Origin of the sequence: Streptomyces sp. NPDC006235 (assembly GCF_040613735.1) — a bacterium.
Classification (GTDB): domain Bacteria; phylum Actinomycetota; class Actinomycetes; order Streptomycetales; family Streptomycetaceae; genus Streptomyces.
Map to the genome: position 1 here is coordinate 1 of NZ_JBEXSR010000021.1, position 26,566 is coordinate 26,566.

The 26,566-nt window shown below is 68.7% G+C and carries 29 protein-coding genes and 3 pseudogenes; 18 read left to right on the top strand and 14 right to left on the bottom strand.

The features are described 5' to 3' along the window. Together ABZ192_RS23725 and ABZ192_RS23730 are read left to right on the top strand one after the other, a co-directional pair. Positions 1-262: pseudogene (locus ABZ192_RS23725) on the top strand (IS5/IS1182 family transposase); the annotation flags it as partial. Between the two features lie 48 nt (positions 263-310). Further along, positions 311-565, top strand: a complete 255-nt coding sequence (locus ABZ192_RS23730) for an ANTAR domain-containing protein (RefSeq protein WP_356926554.1) — start codon at positions 311-313, stop codon at positions 563-565. A 6-nt stretch (positions 566-571) separates the two neighbouring features. Here the strand turns inward: ABZ192_RS23730 and ABZ192_RS23735 are convergent, their stop codons facing one another. Continuing rightward, positions 572-949: an STAS domain-containing protein gene (locus ABZ192_RS23735; RefSeq protein ID WP_356926455.1), complete on the bottom strand. Its 378-nt coding sequence runs from the start codon at positions 947-949 to the stop codon at positions 572-574. Positions 950-1,110: 161 nt separating this feature from the next. Between ABZ192_RS23735 and ABZ192_RS23740 the strand changes: the two genes are divergently transcribed. After that, on the top strand, positions 1,111-1,482 hold the full coding sequence (locus tag ABZ192_RS23740; protein ID WP_356926456.1) for an ATP-binding protein: 372 nt from the start codon (positions 1,111-1,113) through the stop codon (positions 1,480-1,482). Between the two features lie 98 nt (positions 1,483-1,580). Here ABZ192_RS23740 and ABZ192_RS23745 read toward each other — a convergent pair whose 3' ends face one another. From ABZ192_RS23745 to ABZ192_RS23760, 4 genes are all read right to left on the bottom strand, one after another. Beyond that, positions 1,581-1,676, bottom strand: coding sequence for a hypothetical protein (locus ABZ192_RS23745; RefSeq protein ID WP_356926457.1), 96 nt, complete (start codon positions 1,674-1,676; stop codon positions 1,581-1,583). Positions 1,677-1,895: 219 nt separating this feature from the next. Then, positions 1,896-2,810: a DUF4238 domain-containing protein gene (locus ABZ192_RS23750; RefSeq protein ID WP_356926458.1), complete on the bottom strand. Its 915-nt coding sequence runs from the start codon at positions 2,808-2,810 to the stop codon at positions 1,896-1,898. Between the two features lie 179 nt (positions 2,811-2,989). Next, entirely contained in the window at positions 2,990-3,214 is a 225-nt protein-coding gene (locus ABZ192_RS23755; protein ID WP_356926459.1) for a hypothetical protein, read from the bottom strand. Positions 3,215-4,333: 1,119 nt separating this feature from the next. After that, positions 4,334-5,224, bottom strand: coding sequence for a helix-turn-helix transcriptional regulator (locus tag ABZ192_RS23760; RefSeq protein WP_356926460.1), 891 nt, complete (start codon positions 5,222-5,224; stop codon positions 4,334-4,336). 243 nt (positions 5,225-5,467) lie between these two features. On the opposite strand from ABZ192_RS23760, the gene ABZ192_RS23765 reads away from it, so the two are divergent. Then, positions 5,468-6,232, top strand: a complete 765-nt coding sequence (locus tag ABZ192_RS23765; protein ID WP_356926461.1) for an SDR family NAD(P)-dependent oxidoreductase — start codon at positions 5,468-5,470, stop codon at positions 6,230-6,232. Positions 6,233-6,330: 98 nt separating this feature from the next. Next, the gene (locus tag ABZ192_RS23770; protein WP_356926462.1) at positions 6,331-7,176 is read left to right on the top strand and encodes an SDR family oxidoreductase; all 846 of its coding nucleotides are present in this window, start codon (positions 6,331-6,333) and stop codon (positions 7,174-7,176) included. A 365-nt stretch (positions 7,177-7,541) separates the two neighbouring features. On the opposite strand, the pseudogene ABZ192_RS23775 reads toward ABZ192_RS23770, so the two are convergent. Both ABZ192_RS23775 and ABZ192_RS23780 read right to left on the bottom strand, forming a co-directional pair. After that, a pseudogene (locus ABZ192_RS23775) lies at positions 7,542-7,841 on the bottom strand (ATP-binding cassette domain-containing protein); the annotation flags it as partial. A gap of 280 nt (positions 7,842-8,121) precedes the next feature. After that, positions 8,122-8,739, bottom strand: coding sequence for a TetR-like C-terminal domain-containing protein (locus tag ABZ192_RS23780; RefSeq protein ID WP_356926463.1), 618 nt, complete (start codon positions 8,737-8,739; stop codon positions 8,122-8,124). Positions 8,740-8,807: 68 nt separating this feature from the next. On the opposite strand from ABZ192_RS23780, the gene ABZ192_RS23785 reads away from it, so the two are divergent. The 3 genes and pseudogenes from ABZ192_RS23785 to ABZ192_RS23795 form a co-directional block, all read left to right on the top strand. After that, a complete protein-coding gene (locus ABZ192_RS23785; RefSeq protein WP_356926464.1) occupies positions 8,808-10,142 on the top strand; it encodes an alpha/beta hydrolase in 1,335 nt (444 codons plus the stop codon). Between the two features lie 126 nt (positions 10,143-10,268). Next, entirely contained in the window at positions 10,269-10,691 is a 423-nt protein-coding gene (locus ABZ192_RS23790; RefSeq protein ID WP_356926555.1) for a hypothetical protein, read from the top strand. A 38-nt stretch (positions 10,692-10,729) separates the two neighbouring features. Beyond that, positions 10,730-10,837: pseudogene (locus ABZ192_RS23795) on the top strand (IS481 family transposase); the annotation flags it as partial. A 227-nt stretch (positions 10,838-11,064) separates the two neighbouring features. Here the strand turns inward: ABZ192_RS23795 and ABZ192_RS23800 are convergent. Then, positions 11,065-12,264: an MFS transporter gene (locus ABZ192_RS23800; RefSeq protein WP_356926465.1), complete on the bottom strand. Its 1,200-nt coding sequence runs from the start codon at positions 12,262-12,264 to the stop codon at positions 11,065-11,067. A 94-nt stretch (positions 12,265-12,358) separates the two neighbouring features. Continuing rightward, entirely contained in the window at positions 12,359-12,811 is a 453-nt protein-coding gene (locus ABZ192_RS23805; RefSeq protein WP_356926466.1) for a carboxymuconolactone decarboxylase family protein, read from the bottom strand. A 160-nt stretch (positions 12,812-12,971) separates the two neighbouring features. Between ABZ192_RS23805 and ABZ192_RS23810 the strand changes: the two genes are divergently transcribed. From ABZ192_RS23810 to ABZ192_RS23820, 3 genes are all read left to right on the top strand, one after another. Continuing rightward, the gene (locus tag ABZ192_RS23810) at positions 12,972-13,331 is read left to right on the top strand and encodes a hypothetical protein (protein ID WP_356926467.1); all 360 of its coding nucleotides are present in this window, start codon (positions 12,972-12,974) and stop codon (positions 13,329-13,331) included. A 141-nt stretch (positions 13,332-13,472) separates the two neighbouring features. Beyond that, complete coding sequence (locus ABZ192_RS23815) at positions 13,473-14,408, top strand: alpha/beta hydrolase (protein WP_356926468.1); 936 nt, start codon at positions 13,473-13,475, stop codon at positions 14,406-14,408. Positions 14,409-14,787: 379 nt separating this feature from the next. Beyond that, positions 14,788-15,117 carry a helix-turn-helix domain-containing protein gene (locus tag ABZ192_RS23820; RefSeq protein ID WP_356926469.1) on the top strand — a complete coding sequence of 110 codons (330 nt, stop codon included), beginning with the start codon at positions 14,788-14,790 and terminating at the stop codon, positions 15,115-15,117. Here the strand turns inward: ABZ192_RS23820 and ABZ192_RS23825 are convergent. Next, entirely contained in the window at positions 15,075-15,398 is a 324-nt protein-coding gene (locus tag ABZ192_RS23825) for an STAS domain-containing protein (RefSeq protein ID WP_356926556.1), read from the bottom strand. The two genes, ABZ192_RS23820 and ABZ192_RS23825, sit on opposite strands and share 43 nt — an antisense overlap. A 221-nt stretch (positions 15,399-15,619) precedes the next feature. On the opposite strand from ABZ192_RS23825, the gene ABZ192_RS23830 reads away from it, so the two are divergent. Next, positions 15,620-16,012, top strand: coding sequence for a hypothetical protein (locus tag ABZ192_RS23830; protein WP_356926470.1), 393 nt, complete (start codon positions 15,620-15,622; stop codon positions 16,010-16,012). Positions 16,013-16,486: 474 nt separating this feature from the next. Here ABZ192_RS23830 and ABZ192_RS23835 read toward each other — a convergent pair whose 3' ends face one another. Next, the gene (locus tag ABZ192_RS23835) at positions 16,487-17,110 is read right to left on the bottom strand and encodes a TetR/AcrR family transcriptional regulator (RefSeq protein WP_356926471.1); all 624 of its coding nucleotides are present in this window, start codon (positions 17,108-17,110) and stop codon (positions 16,487-16,489) included. A 62-nt stretch (positions 17,111-17,172) separates the two neighbouring features. On the opposite strand from ABZ192_RS23835, the gene ABZ192_RS23840 reads away from it, so the two are divergent. Then, a complete protein-coding gene (locus ABZ192_RS23840; protein ID WP_356926472.1) occupies positions 17,173-17,988 on the top strand; it encodes an SDR family oxidoreductase in 816 nt (271 codons plus the stop codon). A 246-nt stretch (positions 17,989-18,234) separates the two neighbouring features. Beyond that, positions 18,235-18,567, top strand: coding sequence for a hypothetical protein (locus tag ABZ192_RS23845; RefSeq protein WP_356926473.1), 333 nt, complete (start codon positions 18,235-18,237; stop codon positions 18,565-18,567). A 188-nt stretch (positions 18,568-18,755) separates the two neighbouring features. Here the strand turns inward: ABZ192_RS23845 and ABZ192_RS23850 are convergent, their stop codons facing one another. After that, entirely contained in the window at positions 18,756-19,664 is a 909-nt protein-coding gene (locus tag ABZ192_RS23850) for a helix-turn-helix transcriptional regulator (RefSeq protein ID WP_356926474.1), read from the bottom strand. 230 nt (positions 19,665-19,894) lie between these two features. Between ABZ192_RS23850 and ABZ192_RS23855 the strand changes: the two genes are divergently transcribed. Further along, on the top strand, positions 19,895-20,881 hold the full coding sequence (locus ABZ192_RS23855) for an aldo/keto reductase (protein WP_356926475.1): 987 nt from the start codon (positions 19,895-19,897) through the stop codon (positions 20,879-20,881). A gap of 978 nt (positions 20,882-21,859) precedes the next feature. On the opposite strand, the gene ABZ192_RS23860 is transcribed toward ABZ192_RS23855, so the two are convergent. Continuing rightward, positions 21,860-22,135 (bottom strand): hypothetical protein, encoded by a 276-nt coding sequence (locus tag ABZ192_RS23860; RefSeq protein ID WP_356926476.1) that lies wholly within the window; start codon positions 22,133-22,135, stop codon positions 21,860-21,862. Between the two features lie 250 nt (positions 22,136-22,385). On the opposite strand from ABZ192_RS23860, the gene ABZ192_RS23865 reads away from it, so the two are divergent. Then, a complete protein-coding gene (locus ABZ192_RS23865) occupies positions 22,386-23,234 on the top strand; it encodes a hypothetical protein (RefSeq protein ID WP_356926477.1) in 849 nt (282 codons plus the stop codon). 729 nt (positions 23,235-23,963) lie between these two features. Here the strand turns inward: ABZ192_RS23865 and ABZ192_RS23870 are convergent. Continuing rightward, the gene (locus tag ABZ192_RS23870; protein ID WP_356926478.1) at positions 23,964-24,935 is read right to left on the bottom strand and encodes an AraC family transcriptional regulator; all 972 of its coding nucleotides are present in this window, start codon (positions 24,933-24,935) and stop codon (positions 23,964-23,966) included. An 82-nt stretch (positions 24,936-25,017) separates the two neighbouring features. On the opposite strand from ABZ192_RS23870, the gene ABZ192_RS23875 reads away from it, so the two are divergent. Together ABZ192_RS23875 and ABZ192_RS23880 are read left to right on the top strand one after the other, a co-directional pair. After that, entirely contained in the window at positions 25,018-25,854 is an 837-nt protein-coding gene (locus ABZ192_RS23875) for an NAD(P)H-binding protein (RefSeq protein WP_356926479.1), read from the top strand. Between the two features lie 91 nt (positions 25,855-25,945). Further along, the gene (locus ABZ192_RS23880) at positions 25,946-26,551 is read left to right on the top strand and encodes a DUF3105 domain-containing protein (RefSeq protein ID WP_356926480.1); all 606 of its coding nucleotides are present in this window, start codon (positions 25,946-25,948) and stop codon (positions 26,549-26,551) included. Positions 26,552-26,566 lie beyond the last annotated feature (15 nt).

Below are 26,566 nucleotides of genomic sequence, written 5' to 3' on the forward strand. Positions count from 1 at the left end.
AAGACGCATCCGGATGCGGCGAAAACTCCGGCTGAAGGCCGCTCTCCTCGGACGCTCCAGAGGTGGGCAGACCAGCAAAGTCCACCTCGCCGCCGAATGCTTCCCGCTGGCGTTCATCCTGACCGTGGGCCAGGCAGCGGAGAGCCCGCAGTTCATCCCCGTCCTGAAGAAAGTACGGCTCCGCGGGCCCGTCGGCCGCCCCCGCACCCGGCCTGACACAGTCGCCGGGGACAAGGCCTACTCGTCCTGGAGCAACCGGGCCGGACAGTCGTGATGCCGTGCTGTCCGCCTGGAGCAGGAGAACGCCCAGCTGCGGCACGCGGTCGGCTCCCACGCGACGGTCGACCAGGCCATCGGTATCCTCATCGCGACCCACCGGATACCGCCGGCGGCCGGGTTCGAGGTGCTGCGCGAGGTCTTCCAGCACACCAACATCAAAGTGCACACGGTCGCTGAAACGGTGATCGGCTGGGCGCTGGGCAAGCCGCTTCCCGGGCCAGTGGGGCAGGAGCTGGGCGCAGCCGTGCAGCGTGGTCAGGGGCACGCCTCGGAGGAGCCCCGATAGGGGCGGTCAGGTGCCTCGGGGCTGCTCGATATTGGGGTGACATTCGATGATGTCGTCGACGCCGACAATTTGCAGGACCCGCAGGATGGAGTCGGTGGGGCCGGCCAGGCGGAGCCGGCCGCCGGCCTCGGTCACGGCCCGGTAGGCGGCGATGAGGATATTGATGCCGGTGGAGTCCATGAAGGTGACCTGGCACATGTCGATCACGATCCGGGGCCGGACGGCGCCGGTGACGTCCAGGGCGCGGCGCAGCTGGTCGCCGGTGTGGTGGTCGATCTCCCCGGCCAGGGACAACACGCGTATGCCGTCCGTGGAGGTGGCCACGACCGACAGCCCGCCGACCTGCTCGGCTTGTCCGGTGTCCGTCACTCGTCCCTCAGCCATTCGGTGATACGTGCACACCAAGACCTTCGGCCCGAAGTGCTGCCCTGCATGTCCGGGCGATGCTGCTCTGCCAGTGGGGAGCCGGCGCAGGAGAGTGGAGCGTGTACCGCCCGGGCGCGGTAGGCGCGGGGGTGTGAACGGGGAAGCGAAAGCGGGCCGTGATGGAACCAGTCCCGGTGAATGAGGACGGCACCGCACCAGGCGAGCAGACCATGCAGACCACGGTGGCCCTGGAAGGTGACGGCACGGTCATCGCCCAGGCCCGCCACCTGGCAACGCAGTTCCTCACCCGGGCACAGACCGAACAGGGCCCGCCCGTCTCGCAGCGTGCCGTGGACCTGACCCAGCTGGTGGTCAGCGAGCTGGTCACCAACGCCCGCAAGTACGCGCCCGGTCAGCATGGGCTGGAGATCGTGATGGCCGTCGCTCAGGGCTTCGAGGTCCAGCGGGAGCCGGTCGGCAAGCGCATCACCGCCCGCATCGCCTTGCTGGACGACCCCGGCGGGGCCATCGCAGGACGCAGCCCCCTGTAGCGTCGCCCGGGGCATCGGCGGGGGTCGGATGCGGAGCGAGGCCGCAGGCTCAGTCCGCCGAGAGCCGTCTCCGGCCGGTAATGAACGCACGCAGGGACCTACTGGCGCAGGGCCTCGACCGCCTGCTGCCGGGTGACCGGACGGCACCGGCACCGGCCGCTCCTGGCCGCAGCCCAGCACTCACCGGTGTGCACAGCTCCGACGTTCGAGCGGTTGAGCCCGTACTGGAGCAGCCACTCATGGCGGAGGCGGCCGCATCTCCTCGCCCCGGCGCCGTTCTGCCTCCCGTCGCTCCTCCACCGCGATCCAGCCGTCGACCTGCGCGAGGGCCGCCGTTCACCTGCTGGACCACCCCGCGCGGGGCGAAGCGGAGCAAGTAAAGCCGCGGCGGTTCATCGTTCATACGCGGTCCGTTACTGATCAGCTCGCTGACGTGCGACGAGACTCGCGAACTCCTGCAGGCCGCTCTTGGGATGCATGTACACGTACCGTTCGGCTGCGTGCACCTGCACCGTATTGAGGCGTTCGACCAGGGCTTGGGGGACGGTCTCCATGACGTTCTGCGGGCCGAGAGCCAGCAGGTGCCGAGGGCCGATGGGAAGTACGAGGGCGTGAGCGTCCCCGAAGGCCATGCCGTACGTGGTGGTGTCCCCTTCTGTGCGTATGGTCACTGCCGGGTTGTCGCCGATCAGGAACTGGCCTCTTTCGGGTGTGAGCACCTCGATCCCCCACCTCGATGCCATGGCCCGCACCTTGTAGAAGGTGTCCTCGATGCTGGTGCGGAACAGCTTGCCGCTCTTGTGATCACGGACGACCGAGGACCGTTCGATGAGACGTTCAGCGAAGGCGCCCAGGGATCCCGGGTCGGACAGATGCAGACCCGTCTCGCGCAGTGCTTCGCGGCTCAGCTGCTCCGGGAATTTGCTGATCAGCTTGCCCACCAGACCTGCGCGGCTCCGCTCGAACGCGCCGGTGTGCACATCGCGGTAGTGGTGGGATCGGACGTAGTGGAGCACGACCAGGTCGCGCAGCGCTGCCACGTGAAGCGGGTCGGCGAACGGAATGCCGGCGTGCACGGCGGAGAACGCGGCAGGAGCGCGTCTCTCCACGGCGCACCACAGTTCTTCGGCGGATGTGGAATCGAATGCGACGAAGTTCTCGGCCCAGCCGCATGCGCGGGGACTCTTCAGCTTGTGCAGGCGTCCGGGGTTGCGCAGGTCGAAGGGGAGCAGCTGCCAGCCGCTGCCCCTGGGGCCGGGCATCGTGAACTGCTTGAGCAGGACCTGGGAGATGAGGTGCTGCCGCGATGTCTGCTGTGCCGTTGCCACACGCCGAAGTCTGCCAAGCGCGCCTCTCAAGCCGCTAAAGGTTTCCGGACCGCAGCCCGACGTCGCCACTGGCCAGCACAGCCCTGACCGACCCGGCCGACTCGCTCACCGCACCGGCCCCGCGCCGCCGTCGACACCACCGACCTGGACTGACCACACCTGTCGCGAGGCTTGGTCGCTCATCCCTGGGGGCCATCCCACTGGTGAGGGCCGGCTCCGCGCCACTCCACCCACAAGGGATCATCCAGTTCGTCATGGGGCAGCCCGGCCTCGCGCAGAAAGGCCACCAGGTCGTCGTCCGAGCGGGCCACGCCGATGCACCGCTCGGTCTCTGGGCAACGCGCGATCACCGGGCGGCCTCCCCCAGGCAGCGGTTCTTCAACGATGATCAGCGCACGCACCATAACCTCATCCTGCGAGTTCCCGGTCCCGACCGCAGCCCGGGACGCCGCGTGGCTGCTGCCGGGGCGCAGGGCAGGTATGCCGGGCACGGACACCCCGCGGCTGACCTGAGCGAGCCACAATGTGACGTTCTGATCGTCTGGCGCGCTGGGGAGAGTGATCCCCCTGTGGGGTCTGGGTGTCTGCGCTCCGTGGAGGGGGCAAGCGGGCACCGACGAGCAGGGGCAGGCTCGTTCAGTTCCCCGTGGCGGGTCTGCTCCTGCTCGCGCCCGCGGTTTCGGCTGCCCAGAGCCGCGGCTGAACCTCCTCAGGGCTGGTGGCCGGAGGCGTCCCCGCCCGGGTCATCGGCCGGCATGATCGCGGCGGTTGTGCGCTTGTCGACCGGTTCCCGGTGCACCTCGAGGGCTGCGCCCGCGACCGGTGCCGGAGCAGGGTGCGGTGAAACGAGCTGATCAGCTGCTCAAGCGGCAACTGGGGCATACGGAGTGGCGGCGGCTGGCCGCGGACGGCCCACGATTACGGTCCGGACGTGGCAGTCTCCGATGCGCCCCAGCAGAAGCGCGCACAGACCTCACCTGATGGCCGTCACCCGGGCTGACAGGACTTTGCCCAGCCTGTCACCAACTTCAGCGCCAAGAGAGGCATGAACACGAACTTCTTCCTCATGATGCTGTGTGCTGTCATCGCTGCCGCAGGTGGCATGCCGGCACTGCTGCAAGTGCTCAGATCGCGCCGGGATCCGGCCGGGCGGCGGCGTGGCGGCTCCAGCCAATGCCGTCGTGCCCGGCGGCCCGAAGCATCCAGCGGGACCCAAGCCAGACGTGGCGCCAGGCGCAAGAAGCGCTGCGCGGGGCGGCACAGACAGACGCGCTGAGCAAACAGGCAGCGCTGGTGGCTTTGTTCACGAGAACGAGCAGCAGATGTTCACTACTTCGGGAGGCAGGAACCTGGTGACTGTTCGAATCCTCCTGCTGGTGCGAGAGCGTCGAGGTGAGTTCGCTGACTACGGCCTCGGGGAACATCGGTCCAGCGGCGGTTATCAGTGAGAACGATCATGCGGAATCTGGCCGGGCCGACGTCCCGCTGGGGTTCGGTGCCGTTGCGTGGCGGGAGCTCTCGGGTCAGCCGGCCCGGTGGTGTGTCTCTTCGGGAGCCTGCGGCCGGGAAGCGGAGGTGCCGGTCCAGCTGGCGAGGAGGGCCAGGGCTTCGGCGGAGGGGGACGCGGGTTCGGGGGTGTAGATGGTGAGGGTCTGTTCGGGGTCGCCTTCGACGGCCAGGACCAGGTAGTCGAGGGTGAGGTCGCCGACGAGCGGGTGGTGGAGGCGTTTGGTGCCGGTGGTGTGGGCTTGGACGTCGTGGTCGGCCCACATGCGGCGGAAGGCGTCGCTGTGGAGGGACAGTTCCCCGATCAGTTCGGTGAGCTGCGGATCGTCGGGGTGGCGTCCGGCGTACAGGCGCAGCATGGCCAGGCAGTCGCCGGCGACCTTCTCCCAGTCGGCGTACAGCGTGCGGGCGGCTTCGTCGAGGAAGACGTAGCGGGCGAAGTTGCGTTCGCGGCGGGGCCGGGCTTCGAAGTCGGTGTAGAGGGCGTGGGCGAGCCGGTTTGCGGCCAGGACGTCTGTGCGCCGCCCCTGGACCACCGCGGGGACGCTGAGCGAGTCCAAGGTTCGGTAGAGGACCGGGTGGACCCGTTGGGGTGCGAGGGGGCGCTTGCGGCGGACCCGGGTGGTGGCGATGGGCTGGGCGAGGTCGAAGAGGTGGGCGCGTTCGGCCTCGTCCAGGTGCAGGGCGCGGGCGACGGCTTCCAGGACGGTTTTGGAGACGCCCTGGGTGCGGCCCCGCTCCAGACGGATGTAGTAGTCGACGCTGACCCCGGCGAGCTGGGCGACTTCCTCGCGGCGCAGGCCGGGCACCCGGCGGGCGCCGCCGTGCGGGGTGAGCCCGGCCTGTTCGGGGGTGATCCGGGCCCGGCGGGTGCGCAGGAACTCACGGATCTCGCTGCTGCGGTCCATGGGTCCACGGTACGGCGGTACCTGGCAGGTCAGGGTGCTGAAGGGGGTACTGGCAGACCCCCGGAAGCGCGGTGCCCTTTACGGCGGCCCACGGGACGTTCGCGGGTGGTTGCCTGGAGAGCGGGCCCGGTGCGCGGCACTGATCATCCGAGTCTTACGCGCCGTATTGGCACGTAGGAGATCGTTGCTGCCGCTGTCCGCCGTCTGCCCTCACGCCGTACGTCTGAAGAAGAGGACACCCCCATGGCTTCGAAACTGACCGGCACCGTCGCACTCGTCACCGGTGCGAGCAGCGGTATCGGCGCCGCCACCGCCCGTCGGCTCGCCGAGCACGGGGCCTCGGTGGCGCTCGTGGCCCGCCGCAAGGACCGCCTGGAAGCCCTTGCTGCCGAGATCGAGCAGGCCGGTGGCACCGCCGCGGTGGTGGCCGCGGACATCACCGACCGCATCCAGGCCGAGGACGCCGTACAGCAGGTCGTCGACCGGTTCGGACGGCTGGACACCCTGGTCAACAATGCCGGCCTGATGCTCCTGGGGCCCGTCGTCCTCGCGGATGCCAAGGAGTGGGACCGCATGATCGCCGTCAACGTCCAGGGCCTGCTCTACACCACCCGCGCCGCCCTGCCGCACATGCTGAAGGCCGCCGAACAGGACCCGCGCCAGGTCGCCGACATCGTCAACATCGGCTCGTACGCGGGCCGGGTGGCGAGCCGGGGCTTCGGCGTCTACAACGTCACCAAGTTCGGGGTGCACGCCTTCACCGAGTCCCTGCGCCAGGAAGTCGCCCAGCGCCACGTGCGCGTCGGTGTCCTGGAGCCGGGCGCGGTGGAGAGCGAACTGGGCACACACAACAAGCCCGAGGTCCGCAGCGAACTGATCGACCCCTACTTCGAGGGGACCGAGGTCCTGGCCGCCGAGGACATCGCCGACGGCGTCGCCTACATGGTCACCCGTCCCCGCCACGCCGCCGTGGGCGAGCTGTGGATCATGCCCACCGAACAGGCGTGAGCACCTCCACCACCGACCCGCCACAGCCTGGCCAACGCAACCCGCCAACTTCCCCAACCCGCCGGGTGCCGCACGCGGCACCCGAGAAGGAATCCCTCATGAGCAAGGCCATTTTCGTCACCGGTGCAGGACGCGGTCTCGGCACGGACATCGTCCGCCAGGCCCTCGCGGCTGGCCACCAGGTCGTCGCCACCGGCCGCCGCCCCGAGGAGGTAGAGAAGACCCTGGGCGGCCCGCAGGACAACCTGCTGGTCACCAAGCTGGACGTCACCAGCCTGGACGACGCGCATGCGGCCGCTCAGGCTGCAGTTGACCGCTTCGGCCGCATCGACGTCCTGATCAACAACGCCGGGAACTTCTACGCCGGCTACTTCGAAGAGGTCTCCCCGGAGCACATGCGGCAGCAGATCGAGACCAACCTCTTCGGCCCGATGAACGTTACCCGCGCCGTCCTGCCCGTCATGCGCAGCCAGCGCGACGGCCACGTCATCACGATCTCCTCGCTCGCCGGTCAGGTCGGCACGGAGTTCACCTCCGCCTACGCCGCGTCCAAGTTCGCCGTCGAGGGCTGGATGGAAGCCCTGCACCACGACATCGCCCCGTACAACATCCGCACCACCATCGTCGAGCCCGGCTACTTCCGCACCGAGCTGCTCGTGGACGCCTCCACCACCTGGCCCGAGCCGACCATCGACGACTACGCCGAGCGCACCACCGCCACGGTCGAAGCCTGGAAGAGCATCAACGGCCGGCAGCCCGGCGACCCCGCCAAGCTCGCCCACGCCCTGCTGACCCTTGCCGGCCAGGACCAGCCGCCGCTGCGCTTCGTCGCCGGCGCCGACGCCATCGAGGGCGTCATCGCCAAGGCCCAGGAACTCCTCGCCCAGGCCGAAGCCTCCCGCGAACTGGGCGGCAACCTCGCACACGACGACACCAACGCCTGACACCACCCCACGCACCGGGCAGGACACCCGACCCGCCCGGTGCGCGAAGAAGACGCGGTCAGTCAGCTGACCCGTCCCCGGGCGCGGTCGCCAGTGGTCCCCGGCGCGCTGGTACGGGCCACCTCTCCGTGGGTGGCGGCCCGTACTGCTGCGCTCGTGTCCCGCCGCTGTCAGGAGTCCAGAGGGTCGGCCCTCCGCTGCGCCATTCGTTCAGTAGGCCCTCGCCCAGGTCGATGTAATCGGGGTTCAGGCTGCCCTGTGCCGATACACCAGGTGATCCGGAGCCGAAGGCACGGCCGAGAATCGCGCCGTCGACATGGACGCGGCGTCCGCCCTCGGATCGGGCGGGTGGGCTCGTTCGCACCGACGGTGAACGAGCCGTACACCGGCGTGCTCTGCGCAACGAACCCCACCCGGGCCAGATGCGACGCGTTCGCCGCCGGACGTGACCCCAGCACGGTCAGAGAGCCGGACGTCGGCTCGATCAGCCCGCAGGCCAGGTGCAGCAGGGTCGATTTGCCGGCACCGTTCGGGCCGACCAGGCCGATGACACGGCCGGAGGGGATGGTGAGGTTCACGTCGGTCAGGGCCAGCTCGCCGCTACGACCGTACTTCTTCGTCAAGCTATGGGCATGAAATGCCGGAGGTGAGTCTGCATGTGGCATGCCCCCATCCTGGAATGCCACCTTCTTCCCATCATCAGCCCAAAGCACAGTTCCCTTGTCGCCGACCGTACTTTTGACCGGTTCGACGCCGAGGCCCCGCTGCTGGGCGAACTGCGTGCCGTACAGCTTGGCGTAGAGCCCACCGCTGGTGAACAAACGAGGCGTGGTGCCCCGCTCCCGGACGAGTACCGCGAGCCCACTCAGCAGTGCCGGCCTTCACCGACCACGCACCGCTGCTTCAGCCAGGATCGGCAAAGCCCGGATACCGGCCCTGATCCTGTTACCGAGCGAGTTCGGCTTGGCGAAGACTGCGGAACACCTCCGCGGTCGCCCATCCGCGCAGCGTGGCCTGAATCGACGAGCGGAATGCGGCCTCGGCCGTGGTGGCGTCGAGGGCCCCGGCCAGTTCGAGAGTCACGAGCCCATGCAGGGTTCCCCAGATCGACAGGGCGATCGCCGTTGCGTCGCCAGCGAGAACGGACGCCGTCAAGGCGCGATCGATCGCCGCGAGGAGCGGACGGATCGGGTCACTGGCACCGACCTCCCCCGACGGGTCGAAGGACTGCACACCACCGAACAGCACCGTGTACAGGTGGCTGTATCCGCACCCCCAACGACGGTAGGCGACGGCCAGCGCGTAGAGGTCGGCGAGAGGGTCCGCGGAGGTTTGCACCGCCGACACGTGCTGGAACAGGCCGGCGACGGCTCTGTCGCGCACCGCACCGATCAGCCCGTCCTTACCACCGAACAAGGAGTACACCGCCGCCGTCGACGCCTCGGCAGCAGCAGCCACGGCGCGGACCGTCACCGACTCCTGCGGACGGGTGGCGAGCATCTCGGTCGCGCACTCCACAAGCCGCTCTTTGACGGCCTCGTCGTTTGTTCTCGGCCTACCCACGGCCAGCAGCCTACCCCCTCTGATAACGTCGTTTTGAAACAGCGTTCTGGAACTGTCGGAGGTTCGCCGTGCCCACGCCCGTTTTACGTCTCGTCCGCTTCACCGGGCGCTTACTGCTGGCCCTGGCCGCCGTCGCGACGCTGGTCGTCGTCTTTCTCGCACTGGTCGCCCTCACGGACGGGGCAGGTTCGGGGCTCGCCGCCTGGTTGACGACCCTCGGGATCGGGGCTGTCCTCGCGCTGTGGCGGGGCCGGCACCGCACCTGGCCGACGCGGCTCGTGCCGTTCCTACCGGTGGTCATCGCGGCGGCGTTGACAGCGACGGTCTGCATCCCGACCGTGCCCACGGCCCGGCGGCACTCGCCCGCGCTGCCGTTCGTGTCCACTCAGCACTGGAACCTGGCCACAGGCAGCCGGGTCGCGGTGAATCACTACCCGCCCGCGAACCCCGGCCCCCGGCACCCCGTCCCGTTCGTGTACCTCCACGGAGGACCCGTCCGAGGCATCTCCGTGCAAGACCACCGGTTCCTGCAACTCCTGGCACGCCAGGGCCACGACGTCTATGCCTACGAACACGCCGGCGGCGGACGAAGCGACCTGCTCACAATGGACCAGTACACGATCTCCAGGTCGGTCCGTGACCTCGCCGCCTTCGTCGATCGCCTGGACAACGGCAAGGTCGACATCCTCGGATTCTCCGGAGGCGGAGTCGTACTCACCCGAGCCCTGGCCGACCCTGGCGTCGCCGCACGCCTGCACCGGGCGATCATCGCCGAGCCCGGGCCCATGGACGGCCCCACCGCACACATCACCGGGCACAAGGGCCGAGCATCCGCACGGGGCCTCGCCCCGGCCCCGACCGGACCGCGATCGACGCACGTCCCCCGGTACGCCGTGGCATTCGGCCTCATGCGACTCGGACTCCTCACCCCCGACACCGGACTGATCGGACAGGCCGAAGGCGACAACGCCTTCACCGCCGCTGACCTCGGCAGCGACACCGCATCCGCCTACTGCGCGCGCGACGCGCACCGCATCCCCGCCGAGGACACCGCACAGAACTTCTCCTTCAGCCCCGCTGCCAGCCTCCGCGTCCAGCAGACAGTCAAGGACTCGCCCTCCATCGCACCGCTACTGAGGCAGTCCCGGACCCCCGCGATGCTGATGATCGCCGAATGCTCCTCCCAGGTCCGTCAATGGGCGACCGCCATCCTTGCCCATGACCCCGCTGTCCAGCGCACGCAGTACATGCCCGGAGTCGGACACCACATGTGGAACGGCCTGGACGACAACAACGACCGAGCCGCAGCCGTCATCACTGCGTTCCTGCAGGACAAGCCAGTCCCCCTACCGAACTATCCGACCCGCGACGAGATTCCTACCTTCCTGCGCGACCACAAATGAAGACGTTGTAGCCGTCACCGGCAGGGAGGGAGCTCCTCGGTCGAGGCGACGGTTGTGGGCCGTGGTGTGGTCGCCAGGGTCAGCGGCGATATGGACCATGTGACCGGCCCCGGCCTGTGAGAGCAGATCAGCGACGTCCTTGCCGCCGGCGGCGGGTTCGTCGTGCTGGATCTGTCGGATGTGTCGTTTTGCGATTCGGCCGGGCTGAACGTGCTGCTCAGGGCTTCCGAGGCCCTCACCGACCCGCTCGCGGCCGCCGGCCGGCTCCGGCTCCGGCTCCTCGACGGGGACACGCCGCTGCGCGCCGGGCGCGTGGTCGCCACGCCCGGACACCAGAGCGTGCTGGTCGCCGACGGGCGCGAGCTGGCGTTTGTCACCGGCGACCTCCTGGTGCACGCGCTCCAGCTGCTCCACCCCGAGCTCGCCTTCGCGCACGAGGCCGACCCTGAGGCGGCCAGGCACTCGAGACAGCGCATGCTCGGCCGCGGAACCGCCACCACGCTGCACCTGGCGACGCCGCATTTGACGGAGCCGTTCCTCTCGGCGTGATCGCGGCCGTTCGGCGCAGGTTAGGCCACAAGGCCACCACCTGCGCCGGCTTCCTGCGGCGGGCGGCAGCCTTCTTCATCACCTGCGGCATCCTGCGTATCGAACGCGTCCTGACCGACGATGCCTGGCCCTACCGCAAGAGCCTCGCCTGGCGGCAGGCACTGGCCGACCTCGGCGCGACCGGCAAGCGCATCTTGCCGGATCTGGTGGACTGATGGCCCGCAGAGGGGGAGAGACAGCTGATGCGCCATTGGCAGGCCTCCGCAGGCCGTGAAGTGGGGTCTGCTACAAGGAGGTTCGAAAGAGGCGGACCGCTCCCGGGCGCGGGGATTCATCAGGGAGGACGGGCGGTTCGACGGCCGGGCCCGGCGCGTTACGCGGCGGCGGACGCGGTGCGGCGGGCCCCGCCCATCACGAGCACGGTCAAGAGGGCGAGGACGGCACCGATCCACAGCACGCTCGTGGTGCTGATGCTGTCGACGGCGAAGCCGCCGAAGAGCGCCCCGAGCGCGATGGACAGGTTGAACGTGGAGACGTACAGGGAAGAAGCGGCTTCGGTCGCGTCCGGCGCGGCGTCGAGAATCCAGGTCTGGAAGGTGACGGGCACCGCGCCGTAGCCCAGGCCCCACAGGATCAGGAGGGCGCCCGTGGTGACGGTGGCCGTGTCGACGAGGGCGAGAAGCACCATGGCGAGGGTGAGGACCAGGGAGATGGCCAGGACGGTCTGCCGCAACCGCTTGGCGATGAGCGCGCCGGCGATGAAGTTGCCGCAGATGCCGGCGACGCCGAAGGCGAGCAGCAGCGCGCCGATCATGTTGTCGTCGATCCCGTCGTCCTGGAGGACCGGCCGGACGAACGTGTATGCCAGGAAGTGACTGGTGATCACGAGGAAGGTGATGGTGATCCCGGTTCGTACACCCGCGTTGCCCTTGAAGACCTTCGGCAAGTCCTTGAACGTGATGGTCTGCTCGGCCGGCACCTTCGGCATCAGGAAGACCATGCAGGCCAGGGAGGTCAGTCCCAGGATGCCCACGACGGCGAAGGCGGTACGCCAGCCGCTGAGGTCACCGATGACCGTCCCCGTGGGGACACCCAGGACGGACGCGGTCTCGACGCCGCCGAAGATGACCGCGGTGGCCCGGGGGGCGTGCTTCTCCGGCACCAGCCGGAGCGCTATGCCGCCGGCGATGGACCAGAAGCCGCCCACGCTGATGCCGATCAGGAATCGGGCGGCCAGGACGACCGCGAAGCTGATCGCGAAGGCGCAGGCCAGGTTGGCCGCGCCCACCAGGCCGATCAGGACCGCCAGCACGATGCGGCGGTCGATGCGACCGATGGCCACGGTGACCACGGGCGCGGAGACGGCGGCGACCAGACCGGGCACGGTCACCATCAGTCCCGCAGTGCCCTCGGAGACGTCCAGGGCGGAGCCGACCGGGGTGAGCAGGCCCACGGGCAGCAGTTCGGAGGTCATCAGGGAGAAGATGCCCAGGGTCACCGCCAGGACGGCGAGCCAGCCCTTGACGGGCGAACGGCCGGTGGTGGCTGACACAGGTGTGTCGATGGTGGTCACGGCTTCATCAGCCCTTCGTCAGGAATGGGTCATGGCATGCCAGGGGCGGTGGCCCCGGTGGGTCGGCCACCGCCCGTGACGGGGAACTGCCGGTTTACTCGGTGCCGGGGGTCTTGCGCGTGGTGACGTTCATCCGGTTCCACGCGTTGACGGTGAAGATGAGCGCGATGAGCTGGGCGAGCTCCTTGTCGTCGAAGTGCTTCGCGGCCTCGCCGTAGACCTCGTCCGGCACACCCTGGGGCAGGAGGGTGACGGCCTCGGTCAGCGCCAGAGCGGCCCGCTCCTTCTCGGTGTACAGGCTCGACTCCTCCCAGGCGGACAGCTGGTAGATCCGCTCTTCCCTCTCGCCGGCCTTGCGGGCGTCGGAGGTGTGGTAGTCGATGCAGTACGCGCAGTGGTTGATCTGAGAGGCGCGGATCTGCACCAGCTCCAGCAGGACCGCATCGAGCCCCTCACGGGCGGCGGCGTCGAGCGCCAGGACGGCCTTGAAGACCCTGGGGGCGACGGCGGAGAAGTTCATGCGCTGAGGAACCTGAAACGTTGTCATGCCTCAAAGGTAAGAAGACAGTGACCCAAAGTATGGTGCATTTCCATGTCAGAAACATGGGTCAATCTTTCTGAGCCCGAGACCGCCGGAGCTGAACCGGGCAGGCCGCGGGAAGTATGCGGCAAGGGCCCGCCTGCCCGAGCGCCAGTTTGATGTCTTCGTGCCCATGACGCTCGGCGCCGTCACTGCCGTCCAGCACCACGAAACCGGCATCGCCTCCGCACTGCTCAACACCGCCCAGCAGATCGGCGGAGCCTTCGGCCTGGCCATCCTGTCGACCATCTCCACCTTCGCCGCAAACGACCAACTGCCCAAGGCGGCATCCGCGCTCTACCAGGGCCTCGCCGCCAAGGACTCCAGCCTGATCACCAAGGCGAGCGACGCCCTGACCCACGGCTACTCCATGGCCTTCACCGCAGCCGGCGCCATGTTCCTGGCCGCCCTGGCCGTCACCACGACCGCCGTCAACGCCAGGAAACAACAGCACTCCCAAAACCCACCGACCATCCACCTGGGCTGACCCCCCGACACGGGCACGGCCACGCCGCAAGACGTCTTAAGCGAAGACCACTTGCTGTACGGGCCTTGATGCGCGGCATCGGCCATCCGCGCCACCACAGTTCGCGATTGCCGTCCCACCAGAGAAGGACGTATCACGACCATGAATGCTTCCACCGGAACACACACGACGATCGATTCCGAGGAGCCGCGCAGTCCCGGCTTCGACACAGCGACCAAGGACGACGCCGAGTTCAACAAGGATTTCCGGCACTGCTTCACCACCATCGAAGACGTGCAGATGCACTATGTGATCGGCGGCGACGGCCCGCAGGTCATGGTGCTGCTGCACGGCTGGCCGCACAGCTGGTACGTGTACCGCGACATCATGGCCAAGCTGCTACCCGGGCGCACCGTCATCGCCATCGACCTCCCGGGGATGGGCGACTCCACCGGGACCCCGCCCTCCATGGCCCGCAAGGTCCTGGCCACCTACGTCCACCGGCTGCTCGACCACCTCGGCTACCGCGAAAACGTGCAGATCGTCGCCCACGACTTCGGCGCCGGCGTCGCCTACGCCCTGGCCGCCCAGTACCGCCGGCAGGCGGCAGGACTGTTCCTCATGGACTTCCCGCTGGTCGGCAAGAACCTGAGATTCGCCGACTTCGCGCCGTTCTCGTTCCACTTCTCCTTCAACCAGCAGCATCCGCTCGCGGAGGAACTGGTCACCGGCCGGGTAGAGACCTTCCTCGGCCACCTCTTCCAGCCGTCCGAGTCCGGCGTCAGGCCCGCCTCCGACGAGGAGCTGGCCGAGTACGTCCGGGTGTACTCCCGCCCCCAGGTCCTGCACGCCGGCTTCGAGCTCTACCGGGACTGGACCCAGGACGAGGCCGACAACACCGTCTTTCAAGAAACCCCGATGACCATCCCGGTCCGCCTGCTCACCACGACCGGCTTCGCCCCGATCACACTGCCAGCCCTCCACGATGCCGCCCCGGACGCCATAGGCAGCACGGTCCCCGACGCCGGTCACTTCCTCGTCCACGAAGCGCCCGACCACGTCCTGACCGAGATCAACGCCTTCTACCCCACTGCCTGACCGCCACCTCGACCGGGGCCGAGCGTGCTCGGCCCTGTCACACGGCAACGTCATCGGTCTGCACACCTCAGCCCAGCGGGTCGATCCACTCCGGCGCACTGGCGTTGGCCGCTGACAAGCAGCCGTGCACCCGGTCAAGCGCGCAGAGGCCCCGGTGTTGATACCGGGGCCTCTCCGCATGCAAAGAAGTGACACTGCGTTACGAACACGGTCTCCGAACTGGCCAACTATCCCGCAACACAATGGCCAACTACGACGCAACGACAGACCGCAACCTGCGGCCCTCAACGGCGTACTGGCCAACTTCCGCTCAATGTCACACGCGCCTGTGACGGCGATCGGTAGCGCCCCACCGGGCCGGAGAGGGCTGCTGATCGCGATGACTCACCCGGACCGGCAGTGGACCTTCCTGACCAGGCATGCCCGGGTGTTGCTGGCCATCGCCGGGGACCCGACCGCACGGCTGCGAACCCTGGCCGTCGCCTGCCAGATCACCGAACGAGCGGTCCAGGCCATCGTCGCCGACCTTGAGCAGGACGGCTATCTGCATCGGCAACGAACCGGACGGCGCAACCAGTACACCCTCAACCTCGAGAAACCGCTGGGGCACCCGGCGGAAGCCGGCCTCATCGTCCGCGACCTCGTTGCACTCGCTGCCGGCGCGGCTCAGCCACCGAAGGCGGCTTCCGCATCGGTGACGGTGTCATAAACCCGCAGGAGCTGATCTACCCCGGTCATCTGCAGGATCCGCCGCAACGACTCAGGCACACACGCCAGGACCAGTACAGCCCTGCCCGCATCCGCCTGCCTCCACGCTCCGATCAGCACGTTCAGCCCAGCTGAATCGCAGAACGAGACACCGGACAGGTCCAGCACGATAGAGCGGGAACCCCGCGAGAGCAGTTCCTTGAACTGCGGGCGGAGCACCGGCTCGGTCGCGTAGTCCATCTCGCCACTGACCCTCGCTACCAGGCAGCGGCCGGAGACGATCGCCTCGACCGAGGGTCAGCCACGACACTCTCCCAACCGTCTCACCAGGAGACAACGCGCCGGTATCTCGACGGGAACCTACCGCCCCACTGCCCCGCCCAGGATGTCCTACGCAGCCCTTCACCCCGTGGACGTCCTTTCGGGATGGCCATCGCAGCCACCCGGACGATCTTCGAGTGTCAGCGGACGTAAAGGTTCCTGGCCTCTTGCACAATCCCCTCATGGAGCCGCTGCCTGTTCCCTGCCCCGCCCACCTCATCCCCGTCGCCAGTGGCACCGGGGCGTTCCACAGGGCATACCGGCAGGCCATGGCGCACGGAGCCGTGTTCGTCGCCATCGAAGCCGACGGTCCATGGTGGACCGTGAAGGCGGACACACTCACCGCTGGCTCCGGACACGTTGTCGACGACACCGTGAACGACGCAATCCGGGCCGCGATCGTCCGCTTGGTCGACAACCGCGAAGTCGGGGCGGACGCCTACACAGGACCGGTCTACTTCATGATGCACGGCGTCTCGAGCGAGGAGCGAGCCCGTGAACTCGCGGCTGCACTCCACGCCTCCCTGCACGGAGACCTGGAACCTCTGCACCGCGCCGTTCCTCCCACGTCCTGACCTGATACGCCCAGAGCAGGACTCGCTCGGGCCACCTATTGATCCTCACGAGGGCCAATTACAGATCCTCGTAGCCCGCCGACCTAATCGACCGCCCGAGGGCACGGGCCACCTATCGATCGAAGTCACAGCGCCGTCTGGTGATCACGGTTGGGTAACGGCGCCCGGGGAGTTGGTGGGGAGCGTCATTTGAACCGTGCGGTATTCCGGCCCGCGGGACCATGGGGTGGGCGGGCGGGCTGTCAGTGGCCGCGGGGTGCGTTGGCTGTGTCGTTTTCCGCGGATGTCGTTTCGACGTGAGTTCGAGTTAGCCCGCGTATTGCACTTGTGGCTTTCCGGATCTTGAGCGGAAACACGAAAGTGCCTTCTGATCAGGGGCGATGAGGCATGCCTAGGGCTGCCTGACCGGCGGGCCGCTTGCTTGGCTGACGCCGGTCAGGAATGTGGGGACCGTGTCGCTCGTGAAGTGTTTCGTCAGGGGGCGGTGAGTGCGGTGATCGTCTCCACGACGAGGTCCTCGGAAGGGGCTTCGACGTGGGCGTGCAAGGCGCCTCCGATGTCGAGGGATGCGGCTCCGTGCACCACCGCCCACAGTGAGCCGGCGAGTGCGCGGGCGTCCTTGGTCGGCAGCGTCCCGGAGTCCCTGGCGGCTTCGACTGCCTTGTGCAGGACGCCGAACGCGGCCTCGGCGGCGCGGCCGAGGCCAGGGTAGTCGGTGCCCTTGACCTCGGCGCCGAACATCACGAGGTAGAAGTCGGGGTGGTCGAGTGCCCAGCGCAGGTAGGCGCGGCCCAGCTCGATGACGTGGTCGCGGCCGTTACGGCCCTTTGGAGCGGCCCGGAGGGCGTCGTGCAGACGCTGGAAGCCGAGTTCGGCCACGGTCGCCAGCAGGTCGGACTTGTCGGTGAAGTGGCGGTAGGGCGCGGCTGTGCTCACGCCCGCGCGCCGAGCGACCTCGGTCAGGGTGAAGCCCTTCGGCCCCCGCTCGCCGATCAGGTCCAATGCGGCGTCGGTCAGCGCCCGTCGGAGGTCGCCGTGGTGATAGGCGGCTGATTTCCCGGTTCCGGGGCGGTCGGCGGAGGCAGAGCGAGCTGACATGTTGACGACTTTAACATTGACTCCTATGTTAAAGGCATTAACATTGTGAGCGAAGGAGTGACATGTCGATCTCATCGACCGACTGGGCCGTGGTCACCGGGGCCTCGTCCGGGTTTGGGGCGCTGTTCGCCCGACGGCTGGCCGAGCGTGGCCACCCCCTGGTCCTGACCGGCCGCGACGCCGCACGCCTCGACGCCGTGCGTGAGGAGGTGCGGCGGCACACTCCCGGCGCGGTGGTCGAGACGGTCGGGGCCGACCTCGCCACCGAAAGCGGCCTGGAGCTGTTGCTGACCGAACTGAAGAGCAAGGACGTGGACGTGCTGGTGAACAACGCCGGCTTCGGCACGTACGGCCGGTTCGCCGAGGTGCCCGCGTGGCGCGAGTCCACCTTGATCGCGGTCGACGTCACGGCCGTGGTGCGACTGACGCACGAGCTGCTTCCTGCCATGCGTGCCCGCGGCCGCGGACGGATCCTCAACGTCGCCTCGACGATCGCTTTCCAGCCCGCCCCTCTCCAGGCCGTCTACGGCGGCGCGAAGGCGTTCGTCCTGTCGTTCAGCCAGGCCCTCGCGGAGGAGACGCGCGGCAGCGGAGTCACCGTGACCGCGCTGTGTCCGGGCCCCACGCGCACCGGCTTCACCGACGCGCTGAAAGCCGACGTCTCCCACACGGCGATCTACCGCAAGCTCGCCGAGCCCGGCCCGGTCGTCGACGCCGGCCTGCGCGCGCTCGACCGCGGCCGCCCCGTCATCGTCCCGGGCCTGCGCAACCGGGCCATGACCATCCTCGGCCGGATCACCCCGCCTGGGCTGCTGATCCGCCTGACCGCCCGAATGCTGTCCGCCGCTGACAAGCCGGGGCACGCGGCGAGCCGGTGAGAACGGTGACCTTCTGTCCGGATTGACCCCGTCCGCGGTCGATCACGTCCCTAAATGCTGCAACTCTTCAACGGAGCTGGCCATGGCGCTGCCGATGTTCTCCCTCAAACCGGTCGACGAGACCTACTTCGACCATGCACCACTGCGATTCGTCCACACGTGGTCCATCAGCCGGCCGGCCGAATCGGTCTGGGCGGAACTGGTCAGCGACGACCCCCTTCACTGGTGCCGCGGCCTGAAAATTCGATGGACATCACGCCGGCCTTTCGGTGTCGGCACTACCCGCCGGGCGGTGGCTATGGGGGCCATGGCCAACGACGCGTACTTCTTCGCCTGGAAGAAGGCCGCCGCCATTCCTTCTACTTCAGCCGCGCCAGATTTCCTCTGTTCGTCAGCGCCGGCGAGGACTACCTGGTCGAACCTGACGGACCGGACCACTGCCGATTCACCTGGCGCATCGGCATCACCCCGACTGCCATGGGCCGCGCCGGAGCTCCGCTCAGCAAGCGCCTTTTCCGCAGCTACTTCCGCGACACGGGCCGCTATTTTGACGCCGCCCAGTCACTCCACACCCGGTAGCCGAGTCAACAATCGCATGCCCGGGTCCTGCCGGGCGGGGCCGCCTGCCGTTCGGCGTTGCGGTTTTGGCCCTGGTCATCTCCGCTCCGTGCACCGAGGGCAGGACTGAGGTGTCTCGGCACATGCCGACGCGTTCGCCGCGAAAGGTGAAGGACGGATCGGCCGAACCGATGCACCGCCGGGCAAGGCTATGCGGTGCGCGTCTGCGTCACGGGCGACGCCCCGGGCTCGGGCAGATCGGGATGGTCGAGCGCGGCGGCCCAACTGGCGAGGAGTTCCAGGCGCTCGCGAGAGGCGGTGCCGGGTGCGGCGGTGTAGGCGGTGAGGGTCAGGCCCGGGTCTGTGGGCAGCGGCATGGCTTCGTAGGTGAGGCTGAGGGTGCCGACGGTGGGGTGGTGGAAGGTCTTGGTGCCGGTGCGGTGCAGGCGTACGTCGTGGGTGGCCCACAGGGTGCGGAATTCGTCACTGTGGGTGGACAGTTCGCCGATCAGGTCGGTCAGGTCATGGTTGTAGGGGTCGCGGCCGACCTCAGTGCGGAGAAGGGCGACGGTGCTGTGGGCGGTGTTGTCCAGGTCGGCGTAGAAGTCGGCGGCGGCCGGGTCGAGGAAGCGGAACCGGGCAAGGTTGGCCGGGCGGGCACTGCCGGTGAGGGCTGGGGCGTACAGGGCGCGCCCGAGGCGGTTGATGGCGAGGACGTCCAGGCGGCCGTTGCGGATGAAGGAGGGGGCTTCTGTCATGGCGTCGAGCAGGTGCTGCAGGGTGGGCCGCAGGGGTTGAGGTCGGCTGCGGCGCGGTACGCGGCGGCCGGCACCGGGGTGAGCGGTGCGGGCCAGATCGCGCAGGTGCGCGTGTTCGGCCTCGTCGAGCCGCAGCGCGCGGGCGACAGCGTCGAGGACGGCGTCGGAAGCGCTCCGGAGATTGCCGCGTTCCAGACGGGCGTAGTACTCGACGCTAATCCCGGCAAGGAGGGCGACCTCCTCCCGGCGCAGGCTCGGCACCCGCCGATGGCCGCCCATGATCGGCAGTTCTGCCTGCTCGGGAGTGATCTTCGCTCGTCGGGTGCTGAGGAACTCACGGATTTCGCTGCGCTGGTCCACGCCGTCGAGGCTATGGGTCCCGGTGGGACGGGGCACCGCTGAGAGGTGCACTGCCAGTACACGGAACAAGCGACCCTCCCACATCCTCGTGAGCTGCGGTTGCATCGGTTGCGACAGCAGGCGGGGACGCCCGGGCTCTGTCCTGGTTGCTGCAGATCGCCGCAAAAGCGCCCCGCGTGGCACGTGCGAAGACGCCGGTCACCACACCATTACTTCCGAGAGGACACAAAATGCACACGCGCACGCTCGGTCAGGGCCTGCAGGTCTCGGCCATCGGCCTGGGATGCATGGGCATGTCCCAGGGCTACGGGCCGAATCCCGGCGACCGGCAGGACATGATCGGCGTGATCCGCGCTGCCGTCGACCGCGGCATCACCTTCTTCGACACGGCCGAGGTCTATGGCCCTTACGTCAACGAAGAGCTCGTGGGCGAGGCGCTCGCCCCCGTACGGGACCAGGTCGTCCTCGCGACGAAGTTCGGCTGGCGCATCGAAGGAGGGAAGTTCGCCGGGCTCGACAGCCGGCCGGAGCAGATCAAGCGGGTCGCCGACGCTTCCCTGCGCCGACTGCGCAGCGAGACGATCGACCTCTTCTACCAGCACCGGGTCGACCCCGATGTCCCCGTCGAGGACGTCGCCGGTGCGGTGGCCGAACTCGTGCAGGCGGGCAAGGTGCGCCACTTCGGCCTGTCCGAGGCAGCGGCGTCGACCATCCGCAAGGCCCACGCAGTTCACCCGGTGACCGCGGTCCAGAGTGAGTACTCTCTGTGGACCCGCGATCCCGAGCCCGAGGTCCTGCCGACGCTCGCCGAGCTCGGAATCGGGTTCGTGCCGTTCAGCCCGCTCGGCAAGGGCTTCCTCACCGGCACCGTCGACACCACGACCTCGTTCGCCGAAGGCGACATCCGTGCCTCGATCCCCCGGTTCGCCGAAGAGAACCGTGTCGCCAACCAGGCACTGGTTGACCACGTCGCCAACCTCGCCCAGGCCAAGAATGCCAGCCCCGGACAGGTCGCTCTGGCCTGGCTTCTCGCACAGCACCCGTGGATCGTCCCGATTCCCGGCACACGCCGGGTCGAGCGTCTGGAGGGGAACGCCAGTGCGACCCAGGTCGCCCTGTCCGCCGACGAGGTCGCCGACCTCGACGCGACAGCGGCGCGCATCGGCGTACACGGAGACCGCTACAACGAGCTGCACATGGGCTTTGTCGGTCGGTGACCGGTTGGGCATCGTTGGGTCGGGGCGGCCACCCCGGCCCAACGAGGGCAGCTTCGGCTTCCACCCGCTGCTGTGTTTCCCCCCTTCCTTCCTCGCCTTCCTCGCCTCGCGAACACCGGCGAGGCCATGTCGGGCCGGCTCTGGCCTGGCAACGCCCGTCCTGCCTGTGATCAGCGCTTCGCCGTATTTGTCGCAGAGCGGCGTGCCGCGACGTAGGCGCTCCAGTCAGGTGCAGCGCGTCTGCTCCATTGCTCGGCGGTCGTGACGTGCATGCCGGTGATCGAGGCCAGGACGGCAGGAGGGAGGTCTTGGGCGAGGTTCAGGCAGGCGGTCACGCGGGCGGCTTTGGCCGGCGGAGTGCTCCGACGGGCATGGGGCGGTCGGAGTAGCGGGGCGCGCCGACTGGTCATCGGGGCGGCTCTGCCTCGCGCGGGCGCCCACCGGGCCGTTACAGGGCCGGTGGAAGACGCCACGACGCAAGGGAGAGACCGCCGATGATGACCGAACACAGGCGCCCGCCGTACAAGGACCGCGCCGCCGACCAGGTCGCCGCGCGACCCGCGCCGGGAGGGCTGGTCGGTTGGGCAAGCCGCCGCAGTCTCCTGCCGTCGGCGCTTGCGATCCCACTGCCGTACCCACTTCCGTGCCCGACACCTGAGCCGACCGCATTTGCTCAGCACACCACGGCTTTTGGGCGCTTCAACGTGCCGTCACAGCCCTCTTCTCTCCTCCTCTCACTGACCAAGCCCTGGGAAACAGGTGGGGGTGGGGTGTCAGTGGTGGAGGCGATCATCGGGTTCAGGGCGCGCCTGGTGCCCTCTGCGGCCGGGGGCCGGCGCCCGGCCGGTGGCCGGTCGCGACGCACGGGAGGGCGGGGCTGATGGCGGGCAAGCGCAAGACGAACGAGGAGGGATCGACGAACAACCTGCGCTCCGATGTGCTGTGCGTGCTCGGGGCGCTCAAGGCCGCGACGGCGGATCAGATCCAGCGGCTGTCTGCACCGCACCTGACCTTCCGGCACACCACGAAGAAGACGCCAGCCGCGCGGAAGGAGGCGAGCACCGCCTCCCATCGCGGCGCGCTCAAGATCTGCGACGGCATGGCCTGTCCGTCGACGGCGGCCGCACCCGAGGGGGAGAGGAGGTGCGCCTGCTCACCAAGGACGGCCTGGCCGCTGCCGGACTCGAGTTGGACCGGGGGCCGGAGGAGATGGGCGGCATGCCCAAGAGCGCGGGCCGCTCGGGGGCTTCGCACGCGATGACGGTCAACGAGACGGTCATCGCGATGATCCGTCCGAAGCCCGACCTTCACCTGGTGGCCGGTGAGCCGACCGAAGCCATCGCGGCCGCCCAGGCCTGGGTCGACGCCCCCAACAGGATTGGCAGCATCACCTCCTACGCCACCGAGGTCGCCCTCCCGGCGACGGGTACCTGGAGGAACCCCGGCGTGGGATGCGCGTGGGCCGACCTCGTCCTCACCTGCCCCGGAGGCGGGGCTGCCGCTGTTGTTCATCGAGGCCGACAACTGCACCGAGGACGCGAGCGTCATCGCCTTGAAGTTCGACAAGTACATGCGCCACTTCCACCGCAAGACGAAGGACACCGACGGCCAGGACAAGCCCATGTGGCGCACCCGCTGGTCCGCCCCCGATCCCCAGTGGGGCGACGCGACGCACCCGCCGGTCCTGCTCGTCTTCAACCAGGTCGGCAAGCGGCCCGCGCTGAAGCAGATGGAAAAGGTCGCCGCCCTCACCCGCGAGCACTGGCAGGGCCAGGCGGCCGACGGCTTCCACCTCTACCAGGGGAAGATGCCGATCGTGGCGACCACGCTGGAGCTGCTGCCTGAGCACGGCCCGGCCGGGCCCGCGTTCTGGCGCTTCGGCCGCGAGGGCCGACAGAACCTCTGGGACGCGATCGGCAACCCCCGCCGCGATGCCGCCCTTGCCCGCCGTGCCGAAGAGGCGCGACGCCGTCTCGCGCAGGAAGCAGCCGAACGCGAGGCTCAGCGCCCCGTGTGTGCCGACTGCGGGCAGAAGTTCACCGACGACCGGTGGAAGGCCAGCATCGCGGTCGACTGGGGCCGCGGGAACAGTCACCCGCACCTGTGCGACGACTGCAAGATCCGGGCGCTCGAGGCGGAGCGGCAGACGGAACAGGGCCGAACGCGAGCGCCAGGAGCAGGAGCGCCAGGAGGAAGAGGCGGCGCAGGCCTCGAAGGCCGGCGGCTGGCTCGGACGCTGGCGCAGCTGACCCGGGCCAGACCTCCCGGCAGCGCGAGGGCTTGTCCACTCCTTGGGCAAGCCCTCGTTGTCGGTGGCGGCTGCGAGGCTGGACGGCATGGACAGCGACGATGAGCAGCTGCTGCGCGGCCGGATCTACGGCACCGACCACGACCACCCGGGCCCGAAGCCGGGACGCAGCTACGCCGAACTGGTAGGCGGGCCGCTGGACGGATTGCTGCTCGACATCACCGGCTGGAGGCCGGAGGAGATCGACGACGGCGGAAGCCGAAGGCGGACGGCTCAGTCAGGTGGGTGTCGAGTTGGTGCCGGAAGGACACGGCCGAACTGGCCAAGCTGTCGTCGGATCCCACGCGTGCCCACCAGTACAACATTCTGTTTCGAGTCTGGTCGGAGCAGGCCCATGCGGCTCCCGGCGCCCTGATTGTGAACATGTTCCGTGGCAGCGAGGAGGGGTGGGTGGAGCAGGCTGTTCTAGAGAACGACCAGTCGAGCGTCGAAGCCGTTCTGTTCACGGTCATGTTCTTCCTGCGTTCTGGCTCGAACTGCCGAACGTCCCGGCGTCGCCTGAGCGTGTGGCCGGGTGGTTGCGTGAGTTGAGCGCCCTGAGCGGGGGGCCCGCCCTTCCGCCTCGTCCTTGGACTGCGGAGGAAGTTTCTGCATGATGGTCGAGCCCCAGGGACACTTCATGCTCGGCTTCGCCCGCCTCCACAACCTCACCTTCACAGGGCGGCCGACACCGGCGACCGGGAACTGTCCATCGCGCGCAAGGCGATCGGCTGGTGCCAGCGCCATGGCTGGATCGAATACCTTCGCGAAGAACCAGAGATAGTCCCGGTAGTGTCAGATTTCCGTCCGTGTTTCGCGCGTGCGGTATTCGCTCGGACTGACGCCGTGTTCTTTCTTGAACGCGTTGCTGAGGGCGAAGGCGTTGGCGAAGCCGACGCGGTCGGCCACTACGGCGAGGGTTGTGTCGGGCTCGCGGAGTAGCTCAGCGGCGAGCGCCATGCGGCGTTGCCGCAGGTAGGTCATGGGTGGTTGCCCGACCAGGGTGTTGAAGCGCCGGGCGAGGTGCGCTCGTGACACGCCGGTTTTCGCCGCGAGTGCGGGCAGGGTCCACGGGTGGGCGGGGTCGTCGTGCAGCAGGCGCAGTGCCGGGGCGACCACGGGGTCGCTGTGGGCCCGGTACCAGGTGGGGATCTCTGCGCTGGGACGGGTGAACCAGGCGCGCAGGGCGGTGATCAGTATCAGGTCCATCGTCCGGTCCAGCAGGATCTGCTGCCCGGGTTCCTCGCGAGTGATCTCTTCGAAGGTCGAGTGACTGACCGGACAGGTCCCCACGGACGATTCGATGACGGCAAGCGGTGGCAGGGCCGAGAGCAGCCGGCCCGGCGTGCCGACGTCGACGGTGTACAGGCCGTTGATCAGAAGGGTGCGGTCTGGCTCTGCGGCGTTCCAGGCGCCCGCGTCCGGGGTCCGTGCGGGAAGCAGTTCCTCGCCCTGTGGGGTCGTGCAGCGGCCTCCGGCCCGGATCACCACGTCCGGTTCTGTGCTCGGGTCGTCCGCGATCACATAGGGCGCGCCCCCGCACAGCACCGCGACGTCACCGGGGCCGAGCCGGACCGGGGCGCCGCCCTCGGGGGTGATACAGACGGAGCCGTGCACAACGACCGCGAGGGCCAGCGGTGAGCCGTCCTCGAAACGCGTCGCCCAGGGACCGGTCAGGGAGGACTGGTTGAAGAGCGCGCCACGGGTGCGCACCCCGTTCAGGAGATCGGTCAGCGGATCGATGCCGGTCAGTCCCGCGGGGTCCATGTCGGTCAGCGTAGACGAACGCGTATGGACGTGAGCCTGTGTGGCATGGGTGAGGCGGTCGGCGGCTGGTTCAGTTGAGCCCATGAGCGACGAGATGATCCTGGTGACCGGTGCTACGGGAAAGACGGGCCGCCGGGTGGCGCGGCTGCTGCAGGAGCAGGGGGTGGCGCTCCGCGCGGCCTCCCGTTCCGGAACGCCGTCCTTCGACTGGACCGACCGGGGCACTTGGGAGCCGGCGCTGCGAGGGGTGACGGGGATGTATCTGGTGGTTCCCGACCTCGGCAGTCGGCAGGCCGCGGATGCCATCGGTGCGTTGGCCCGGCAGGCCGCGGCGGCCGGGGCACGGCGTGCGGTGCTGCTGTCCGTGCCCGAGGGCGGGGGCGTGGACTATGAGCAGGTCCTGAGCGCGGAGCGGGCGCTGGAGCACGCGGGCCTCGACTGGACCGTGCTGCGGCCTCGCTGGTTCTTCCAGAACTTCAGCGAGGACTTCTTGCTCACCCCCGTGCTGCGCGGCGAGGTACGGCTGCCGGCCGGGGACGGAAAGGAGGCGTTCGTCGACGCCGAGGACATCGCCGAGGTGGCGGTCGCCGCGCTCACCGAGGACGGGCACGCCGGGTGGCACTACGAGCTCAGCGGCCCGAGGCTGATGACCTTCCGGGACGCGGTCGAGGAGATCGCCCGGGCCACCGGCCGCGACCTCCGCTACGTGCCGCTGACCCCGGAGGCGTACGCGGACGAGCAGCGCGCCCAGGGCGTGCCCGAGGAGTGGGTGCAGCTGTCCGTCGGTCTGTACGAATGCGTACGCTCCGGTGGCCTTGCCACACTCAGTGACGGTGTGCAGCGTTCGCTGGGCCGCGCTCCCCGGGACTTCTCCGACTACGCCGAGGCCGCTGCCCGGCAGGGTGTCTGGAACGCCTGACCTTTCCATGGGCAAGACCAGCAGGACAAGGGTCACGGCAACCACAAAAACCCCGACTGTCACGAGAGCCGCGCCGGAGCACGATACAGCCATGCAGGCGGTACTCCGGGCCCGCGAGCGCCGCCACCGCATCTTCCTCATGACGATCGGCGCCGTCGTCCTCACATGGTTCGCTGGCTACTGGGCTCTCAACGCCCACGAGGACAGCGAACGGAAAGCCGCCGCGGCCAGGAAACACGTTCGCGGCGAAAGACTCTGGGACGCCGACAGGCTGACGTACCGCCACGTCAAAGGCGCTGTCGACTATCCCATGACTCCGCCCGTCGGCGGTGACCACGACGCGACATGGATGACCTGTGACGGCACCGTCCACACCAGGCCAATCCGCAACGAGAACGCCGTCCACTCCCTCGAACACGGGGCGGTGTGGGTCACCTACAACGACACGGCCACCGCCACCGACATCAAGGAGCTCGCGGACACCGTCACCAGGACCCCCTACACGATGATGAGCCCCATCACCGGTCAGACCGCGACGATCACGCTGTCCGCCTGGGGCCACCAGCTCAGCGTCGACACGGCATCCGACCCCCGTGTCCGGCAGTTCATCACCGTCTACGTACAAGGCCCGCAGACACCCGAACCCGGCGCCCCCTGCACCGGTGGTCTGACCTCTCGCCACTTTCATGGGCACTAGGTGTATTGACCCGCA

What these genes read in the sequence shown, in the direction of transcription:
- ABZ192_RS23740 (WP_356926456.1), top strand. Translation starts at nt 1,111, where the DNA reads ATGGAACCAGTCCCGGTGAATGAGGACGGCACCGCACCAGGCGAGCAG.
- ABZ192_RS23765 (WP_356926461.1), top strand. Translation starts at nt 5,468, where the DNA reads ATGGCTTCGAAACTGACCGGCACCGTCGCACTCGTCACCGGTGCGAGC.
- ABZ192_RS23805 (WP_356926466.1), bottom strand. Translation starts at nt 12,811, where the DNA reads ATGACAACGTTTCAGGTTCCTCAGCGCATGAACTTCTCCGCCGTCGCC.
- ABZ192_RS23760 (WP_356926460.1), bottom strand. Translation starts at nt 5,224, where the DNA reads ATGGACCGCAGCAGCGAGATCCGTGAGTTCCTGCGCACCCGCCGGGCC.
- ABZ192_RS23820 (WP_356926469.1), top strand. Translation starts at nt 14,788, where the DNA reads ATGACTCACCCGGACCGGCAGTGGACCTTCCTGACCAGGCATGCCCGG.
- ABZ192_RS23845 (WP_356926473.1), top strand. Translation starts at nt 18,235, where the DNA reads ATGGACATCACGCCGGCCTTTCGGTGTCGGCACTACCCGCCGGGCGGT.
- ABZ192_RS23835 (WP_356926471.1), bottom strand. Translation starts at nt 17,110, where the DNA reads ATGTCAGCTCGCTCTGCCTCCGCCGACCGCCCCGGAACCGGGAAATCA.
- ABZ192_RS23840 (WP_356926472.1), top strand. Translation starts at nt 17,173, where the DNA reads ATGTCGATCTCATCGACCGACTGGGCCGTGGTCACCGGGGCCTCGTCC.
- ABZ192_RS23815 (WP_356926468.1), top strand. Translation starts at nt 13,473, where the DNA reads ATGAATGCTTCCACCGGAACACACACGACGATCGATTCCGAGGAGCCG.
- ABZ192_RS23855 (WP_356926475.1), top strand. Translation starts at nt 19,895, where the DNA reads ATGCACACGCGCACGCTCGGTCAGGGCCTGCAGGTCTCGGCCATCGGC.
- ABZ192_RS23755 (WP_356926459.1), bottom strand. Translation starts at nt 3,214, where the DNA reads ATGGTGCGTGCGCTGATCATCGTTGAAGAACCGCTGCCTGGGGGAGGC.
- ABZ192_RS23875 (WP_356926479.1), top strand. Translation starts at nt 25,018, where the DNA reads ATGAGCGACGAGATGATCCTGGTGACCGGTGCTACGGGAAAGACGGGC.
- ABZ192_RS23870 (WP_356926478.1), bottom strand. Translation starts at nt 24,935, where the DNA reads ATGGACCCCGCGGGACTGACCGGCATCGATCCGCTGACCGATCTCCTG.
- ABZ192_RS23880 (WP_356926480.1), top strand. Translation starts at nt 25,946, where the DNA reads ATGCAGGCGGTACTCCGGGCCCGCGAGCGCCGCCACCGCATCTTCCTC.
- ABZ192_RS23735 (WP_356926455.1), bottom strand. Translation starts at nt 949, where the DNA reads ATGGCTGAGGGACGAGTGACGGACACCGGACAAGCCGAGCAGGTCGGC.
- ABZ192_RS23770 (WP_356926462.1), top strand. Translation starts at nt 6,331, where the DNA reads ATGAGCAAGGCCATTTTCGTCACCGGTGCAGGACGCGGTCTCGGCACG.
- ABZ192_RS23830 (WP_356926470.1), top strand. Translation starts at nt 15,620, where the DNA reads ATGGAGCCGCTGCCTGTTCCCTGCCCCGCCCACCTCATCCCCGTCGCC.